General features: G+C 50.8%; 7 protein-coding genes. 1 reads left to right on the top strand and 6 read right to left on the bottom strand.

Translation table 11 applies throughout. The features are described 5' to 3' along the window. Positions 1–154: 154 nt before the first annotated feature. Together ACKTSG_RS03445 and racE are read right to left on the bottom strand one after the other, a co-directional pair. A complete protein-coding gene (locus tag ACKTSG_RS03445) occupies positions 155–670 on the bottom strand; it encodes a metallophosphoesterase family protein (RefSeq protein ID WP_407891976.1) in 516 nt (171 codons plus the stop codon). A gap of 11 nt (positions 671–681) precedes the next feature. Next, positions 682–2,112 carry a glutamate racemase gene (gene racE, locus ACKTSG_RS03440; protein WP_407891974.1) on the bottom strand — a complete coding sequence of 477 codons (1,431 nt, stop codon included), beginning with the start codon at positions 2,110–2,112 and terminating at the stop codon, positions 682–684. Positions 2,113–2,230: 118 nt separating this feature from the next. Here racE and ACKTSG_RS03435 point away from each other — a divergent pair, with 118 nt between their 5' ends. Then, positions 2,231–2,704, top strand: coding sequence for a DUF2507 domain-containing protein (locus tag ACKTSG_RS03435; RefSeq protein ID WP_407891972.1), 474 nt, complete (start codon positions 2,231–2,233; stop codon positions 2,702–2,704). A gap of 65 nt (positions 2,705–2,769) precedes the next feature. On the opposite strand, the gene trxA is transcribed toward ACKTSG_RS03435, so the two are convergent. The 4 genes from trxA to ACKTSG_RS03415 all read right to left on the bottom strand — a co-directional run bounded on the left by trxA (position 2,770) and on the right by ACKTSG_RS03415 (position 6,385). Further along, positions 2,770–3,081: a thioredoxin gene (gene trxA / locus ACKTSG_RS03430; RefSeq protein WP_056963025.1), complete on the bottom strand. Its 312-nt coding sequence runs from the start codon at positions 3,079–3,081 to the stop codon at positions 2,770–2,772. Between the two features lie 98 nt (positions 3,082–3,179). Further along, positions 3,180–5,534: an endonuclease MutS2 gene (locus tag ACKTSG_RS03425; RefSeq protein ID WP_407891970.1), complete on the bottom strand. Its 2,355-nt coding sequence runs from the start codon at positions 5,532–5,534 to the stop codon at positions 3,180–3,182. A gap of 72 nt (positions 5,535–5,606) precedes the next feature. Next, positions 5,607–6,146, bottom strand: coding sequence for a CvpA family protein (locus ACKTSG_RS03420; RefSeq protein ID WP_407891968.1), 540 nt, complete (start codon positions 6,144–6,146; stop codon positions 5,607–5,609). Then, positions 6,146–6,385 carry a cell division protein ZapA gene (locus ACKTSG_RS03415; protein ID WP_407891966.1) on the bottom strand — a complete coding sequence of 80 codons (240 nt, stop codon included), beginning with the start codon at positions 6,383–6,385 and terminating at the stop codon, positions 6,146–6,148. Before ACKTSG_RS03415 ends, ACKTSG_RS03420 begins: the two co-directional genes overlap by 1 nt. Between the last annotated feature and the right edge of the window lie 336 nt (positions 6,386–6,721).

Raw genomic sequence — 6,721 nt, 5'->3', positions numbered from 1 at the left:
CGAAAATACCATTATCCCTGCATCCATCATAGTTCCTTAAACAATTAAATAACAAAAAAGCCTCCCACGGTCGGGGAGACCTTCAAAGGATAAAAACTATCCTTCAACACCATTTGACAAATTTCCATTTTTTTGATGGGTGACCCGCATTCACTTAACGGGTAAAGGTTCGCGTGAGCTTGTCGACCACTTGCCCGTCGCGGGTGTGAAATTGTACCGTGATGGTATCAGCGTCCCAGTCAACGGTGGCATAAGTGCCATGTAGCGGCGCAAATTCACCGCGCGGTTGCGAGATCGACCCAGGATTCAACACAATCAGCTGGTCATGTTGTTCAACGCCGAGTTGATGGGTATGGCCAAACAATACCAGCTCTGCGTGCGCATCGCTGCCAGCTTGAATCAGCGGATCTAATGTCCAATTGACGTTGAAGCGGTGCCCATGCGTCATGAACACTGTCAGTCCTGGCTCTTGAACTGTCAGCGTCAACGGAAAATCAGGATCAAAGTCCATATTGCCAGTCACCGCTTGATACGTGTCAAAAACCTCATCGCTGGCAGGCAATTCAGAATCACCACAGTAAAAATAACCCGCCGCATCAGGCTGTTGCGCCTGAATGGCTTGTAAAATCGCTTTATCTCCGTGAGTGTCGCTGACCACAACTAATCGCATGTTTCGTCCTCCTAAGCTTTGAACCAACCATCCCAACGCGCTTCCAGTTTGCGCAAGGCATCCCCGCGATGCGACACTTGATTTTTCTCATCAGGGGTCATTTGCGCCATCGTTTTGCCAAATTTCGGTAAGTAAAAATACGGATCATAGCCAAACCCATTGTCGCCTTGAGGGATCCCGACGATCATGCCGTCGACTTGCCCGCGCACCACCAGATCTTCAGCTGGTTTGCCTGGGCGCGCCAAGGCCAACACGCTGACAAAATGGGCCGTACGCTGATCGGCTGGCACTTCTGCCAATTCGGCGATCAGCTTGGCATTGTTGGCAGCATCGTTGTGGCCTTTGCCGGCATAGCGCGCGGAAAATACCCCTGGCATGCCGTCTAAGGCGTCCACTTGCAAGCCGGAGTCATCCGCTAACACTGGCAACTCCAACGCTTGGGCATAGCCGTCAGCCTTTAAGCGGGCATTTTCTTCAAAGGTCGCGCCTGTTTCTGGGACACTGGGCAATTCTGGAAAATCGGCTAATGATTTGACTGCCACACCGAGATGGTCGAACATCGTTGCGATCTCGCGCACCTTGCCAGGGTTTTTGGAAGCGACGACGACTGTTGTGGGTAAACTGGTGACCACATCCATCGGCAGTTGCGAAATGTCAACGCGATCGGCATGAATGCTTTGACCTAACCAGTCGCTGGCAATGGCGTCAAACATTTTGGCTGAGCCAGTGGTGTGATACTCCCGTAATGGGTCAGGATTGTCGGTATTGGCCAAATCAAAATAATCCAACAACATCGACACTTCGCTGACAGTTTCAGCGCCAGAATCGATCAAGGTGACATCCGGTCCCATCACATTTTGGATCAATGGCCGCAACAGCGGATAATGCGTGCAACCCATCACCAACGTGTCGATGCCGGAATTGCGCAAAGGTTTCAAGCCTTCTGCGACGACTTTCTTTGCCACTGGGGAATGCGCTTCGTTAGATTCCACTACTGGCACAAATTTAGGTTCGGCCATACTGATCACTTTAACGTGGCGATCTTTGCTGCGAATCGCTTTGGCATAAGCATCTGATTTCACTGTGCCAGTTGTGGCAATCACGCCGATGCGCCGATTTTTCGTGGCGCGCAACGCCGCACGACTGCCTGGCAAGATCACGCCGACGACTGGGATCGACAACTTGGCGCGCAGATCATCTAAAGCCGCAGCCGTAGCAGTGTTGCACGCGACAACTAACATTTTGATATGCTTGGCGAGTAAATAATTCACCATTTGCCAAGTGAATGCTCGCACTTGCTTTGCCGGCCTTGGCCCATACGGCAAACGCGCTTGGTCGCCTAAAAAAATAATATTTTCGTTGGGTAGCTGCCGCAAAGCCTCAATGACCACCGTCAGCCCGCCCACGCCGGAATCGATAAATCCGATCGGTTGCTTATTCATAAGTGCGCTCCCTTCTTGAACCTACATTATACACCCTAACAAAATTCAAGTCGCATGGCGGCAAGGTTTTGGCTATAATAGAACAGACAGCGCATTGCGCGAAAATAGGAGGCGCCTCATGGCCAATAGCTATAAAGATCTGTTAAACCTGTCCGCGACTGGCCCGTTATTCGGGCAGTTGATGCTACGCGACTTACTGTTGCCGGATCTGTTAGGCAAAGAAACCGAAAGCATCACCTACTGGGCTGGCCGCTCACTGGCGCGCCGCTTGCCAGTAGTTGAAGACGATTTATGCGAATTGTTTTCGCGCGTAGGCTTTGGCACCTTGGCGCCAGCCGCCAGCAAACGCCACCAACGCGTTTACACCTTAAGTGGTACCACCGTTGAAACTCGCATCAGTAATTTCGAGGCGCCAGACTTCCGCATCGAAGCCGGCTTTTTGGCGCAAAGCCTGCAACAAGAGATTGGCTGTGTGGTCGAAGCTAACGCCACGCTAGATCGCCACAAGCAAATGATCACGTTAACGGCAGTCCTTGATGAAAAAACGCCGCAACCCAAAACCCAAACCCATATCAGCTTAACGGCGCTGTAACTCATTTTGGGACAAAAAAAGTCGAGACCTTCATGGCCTCGACTTTTTTAGATGTCACAAGTCGCTTATGCAGTGTACTTGTTAAGGATCTCGTTAAGTTGATCTTTGGTATGGTAACCCACGATTTTTTCCACGACATTGCCGTCTTTTTTCACCAGCAACGTTGGGATCGCCATGATACCAAAACTTTGTGGGGTGTTGGGGTTTGCGTCAACATCCATTTTCACAAACTTCACGTCTTGGCGATCGTTGGCCAAAGATTCGACTACAGGGCTTTGCATCCGACAGGGACCGCACCAAGTTGCCCAAAAATCGGTGAGCGTAACGCCGGTGCCAGTCACGGTTTCAAAGTTTTGATCTGTAACAGCTTCTACCATGTGTGTGCCTCCTCTTACTTTTTGTAACTTAATCATACCACGTTGACCCACAAAATGCCAATACCTTGGATACAATTGATTTGTGTCGACGCCGGCAATTACTTGAATTCCACGATCGTCGCACCTGAGCCACCAGCATTTTGCGGGGCAAAGCCGAATTTCTTGACTTGGCGATTGCGGCGCAAGTATTGGGTGACGCCATTGCGAATCGCGCCGGTACCTAAGCCGTGGACGATCGTGACTTGCGAATACCCTGCCAATAACGCTGCATCGATATATTGATCCAAGTTGGCCATGGCTTCTTCATAACGTTGTCCACGCAGATCAAGTTTAGTCGACGGGCCAGTGGCGCCTTTGACCACGGTGACGCGGCGTTTGGGCTCAGTGGACTTAGGCGCTTGGACTTTTTCGAGCTCATTGGTGGCTAAGGTCATGCGCATAATGCCGACTTGCACTTCCCAGTGTTTGTCGTCGACTTGCTTCAACAATTCGCCAGTTTGATCATACGCCAACACTTTGACCGTATCGCCGCGATGCAAAGCTTGTTTGTTTTTGGCTTGACGCAAAATGCGGTTTTTCGGCTTGGCTTTTTCTTGGTGCAGGTTTTTCAACTCGGTAGTGGCTTCGATCAGCTGATTTTCTTTGACATTGTTGCCAGATTGCAACTGCATTTGCCGCAACTTTTTGACGATTTTATCGGCTTTGGTTTGGGCTTTATCGACAATGGCATTGGCGCGATCTTTGGCTGCATCCATTTGCCGCTCGCGTTCTTCAAAGAAGTCTTCGTAAGCTTTTTGCAATTGATCATGCAAAGTTTGCGCTTCTTCAAGTTGCCGGCGAGTTTCCAAGTATTCAGTTTCGGCGGCTTTGCGCTGGGCTTCCAGATCCGAGATCATATTATTGAGTTCATGCGAGTCATCGGCGATCAAGGACTTGGCTGCCGACACGATCGTCTTATCCAACCCTAAGCGCTGCGAAATATCAAACGCGTTGGAACGCCCTGGCACGCCGATCAACAAGCGATACGTCGGCTGCAGCGTCGCCGCGTCAAATTCCATTGACGCGTTGATGGTGCCTGGCGTGTTGTAGCCATAAAGCTTCAACTCCGGATAATGCGTTGACGCCACCACTTGTGCGCCAGCGGCCCCAACCGCATCCAAAATGGCGATGGCCAAAGCGGCGCCTTCTTGCGGATCGGTACCGGCGCCAAGTTCATCAAACAAGATCAGCGCATGATCGTCCATCGCGTCTAAAATGTCGACAATGGTTTTCATATGCGCACTAAACGTCGACAAACTTTGCTCAATGGATTGTTCATCACCGATATCAGCAAACACGTTAGAATAAACACCGATCACGGAACCCGCTTCTGCTGGGATAAATAACCCAGATTGGCCCATCAGCTGCAACAAGCCCAGGGTTTTTAAGGTAATCGTTTTCCCGCCAGTGTTAGGGCCAGTGACCACGATGGCTTGATAGTCTTTGCCAAGCGTGATGGTGTTGGACACAACTTTGTGTCGATTGATCAAAGGATGGCGCGCTTGGATCAAATCGACATGGTTTTCAGCTGACACTTCAGGTTCTGTGGCATGGCTATTTTTGGCGTAGCGCGCTTTGGCGTTGATAAAGTCAAAATGCCCCAGCACCTGGTTGTTATTGCGCAACTCTTTGGTGTCAGGCGCGACTTCATTGGTCAGTTCTGCCAACAGCCGCTGGATCTCGGCTTGTTCTTCTAGTTGCGCTTGACGCAAGCGGTTGTTCATTTCCACGATCGCTTGCGGCTCAATGAAAAGCGTTTGGCCACTGGCAGATTGGTCATGCACCACCCCACCGAATTGGCCGCGATATTCGGCTTTAACCGGAATGACATAGCGATCATCGCGAATGGTGATGATCGGGTCAGATAGGTACTTCGCCGAGCTACCATGGGTATAGTTTTCCATGCGGCTGCGGATCTCGCCTTCCAGATTCTTCACGGCTTGGCGAATGCCGTGCAGCTCTGGGCTGGCTTCATCTGTCAAGCTGCCATCTTCATCAACAGCAGTGGCTAAGCGCCGCTCCAACGCCGGCAAGGCCGTGAGTTGTTGTTGCAAGTCGTAAACGCGTCGCAACGCCAAGCGTTCGTTGAGATCATTGAGAAACTTATCCACCGCGCTGACGGTTTTCAGTACGCGACCAATGGCGGCCAGTTCGCGGCCATTCAACATGGCGCCAATATCCACCCGCCGCAGTGCTGGGTCGATATTTTCCAGTTGCGGCACCGGGATGCCACCAGCTAGCCGCAAGATCGACGCGCCATCAGCCGTTTCATCAAGGGCAGTTTGCACCACTGCCACATCGCTGCTGGGTTGCATTTTAGCGACCAACTCAGCGCCAGCGGCAGTATTGACCAAGCCTTGCAACGCTGAGCGGATCTTGCCATACTCTAAGGTTTTTAATATTTTAGAATTCATAATTCCTCCGAAAATCGAAAAAAATCGACGCCAACACCCGGTGTTTTCACCGTGAATTGCCGTCGAATCACCTTACGCCACGATCCACAAATTCGTGAACAGTTGCGTCAATCCTGGGGTATAGCGCACGATCGCCGAAGCAATCCCAGAATGCGCCAACATATCTTGAATACCAGCCACAGGGATCAAAGCCAGCAAATACAAAATCAAGAATATAAACAAATACCCCATCAAAAAATTCATCGCCCCACCAACGACTGTACTCATTGTTTCGTCAGCCTTGCGGTAAGACAGATCATGAAACCACAACGCCACAAACCGCGTCAGGAGCCACCCGATCATCAGCATAAACACAAACGCCACGCCATTATAAAACGCGTGGTCTAACGTCAAGCCGACTTGATGCGTGAAAAACACGAATTTGCTTTGTTCTGTGGCGCTGGGATACGGCACCCATTGCGTCATGAAGACGCTCAACGGCAGGTAGGTGAACCGCGCCAGCACTAAACTTAATAAATATCCCACCACATGGACACCTTGCAGCCACATCCCGCGCCGAGCGCCGGAGTAGCAGTAATAGGCCAAAATGGCGACAATCATCAACGATAACATTACTTATCCTCTTTTAACTGTTGCGCTACTTTGGCTTTGACTTGATCAGACAAGGCGTTAAAGGCCAATAATACCGCAGCGTCTTGCAAAGATAAGTCCGGCGCTAATTGTTGGATCTGGGTGAGCTGCTGATTGAGCAGCTGCGTGGTTGCTTGAAAATGCGCCGTCGACCCTGGGCCGATGATGGTGTACGACTTACCTGCAATTTCGGCTTTGAAGCGCCGCTTTTCTTCGGTCATTAGGCCAGCCTCCTCGATAATATACCAAACTATTCTACCATGAAATGAAACTTTGCAAAAGCACTGTCGCTGTCTGGTAGCTTCCGCTTGGCAATGCTCGCTTGACGGCACGAAAAACTGTAGGTTCCAGCGAATTGGCGCCACTACAAAAAACTGGCCAAGTTGCCGCCGTTATGCCAATTCGCTTCCACCCACAGTTTTTCTCGTTTGAAGCACCTCACCTCAAATCAGCATCCAAGGCCATCGCATAACACCGGACACCCACTAGTAGGCAATGCCTATTAGTGCCAACCCAAGACGTCAGTGATCACAATCGGCCCAACACAAGCTGCAGGT

This window comes from Lacticaseibacillus salsurae (genome assembly GCF_045862175.1).
Lineage (GTDB): Bacteria > Bacillota > Bacilli > Lactobacillales > Lactobacillaceae > Lacticaseibacillus > Lacticaseibacillus salsurae.
The sequence above is the reverse complement of the archived record's forward strand: the minus strand, read 5'-3'. Positions and strand labels throughout refer to the sequence as shown.

Bases quoted from the DNA above. Each gene is read 5' to 3' on its own strand.
- ACKTSG_RS03415 (WP_407891966.1), bottom strand. From the start codon at position 6,385: ATGACCGAAGAAAAGCGGCGCTTCAAAGCCGAAATTGCAGGTAAGTCG.
- ACKTSG_RS03435 (WP_407891972.1), top strand. From the start codon at position 2,231: ATGGCCAATAGCTATAAAGATCTGTTAAACCTGTCCGCGACTGGCCCG.
- ACKTSG_RS03425 (WP_407891970.1), bottom strand. From the start codon at position 5,534: ATGAATTCTAAAATATTAAAAACCTTAGAGTATGGCAAGATCCGCTCA.
- ACKTSG_RS03420 (WP_407891968.1), bottom strand. From the start codon at position 6,146: ATGTTATCGTTGATGATTGTCGCCATTTTGGCCTATTACTGCTACTCC.
- ACKTSG_RS03445 (WP_407891976.1), bottom strand. From the start codon at position 670: ATGCGATTAGTTGTGGTCAGCGACACTCACGGAGATAAAGCGATTTTA.
- trxA (WP_056963025.1), bottom strand. From the start codon at position 3,081: ATGGTAGAAGCTGTTACAGATCAAAACTTTGAAACCGTGACTGGCACC.
- racE (WP_407891974.1), bottom strand. From the start codon at position 2,112: ATGAATAAGCAACCGATCGGATTTATCGATTCCGGCGTGGGCGGGCTG.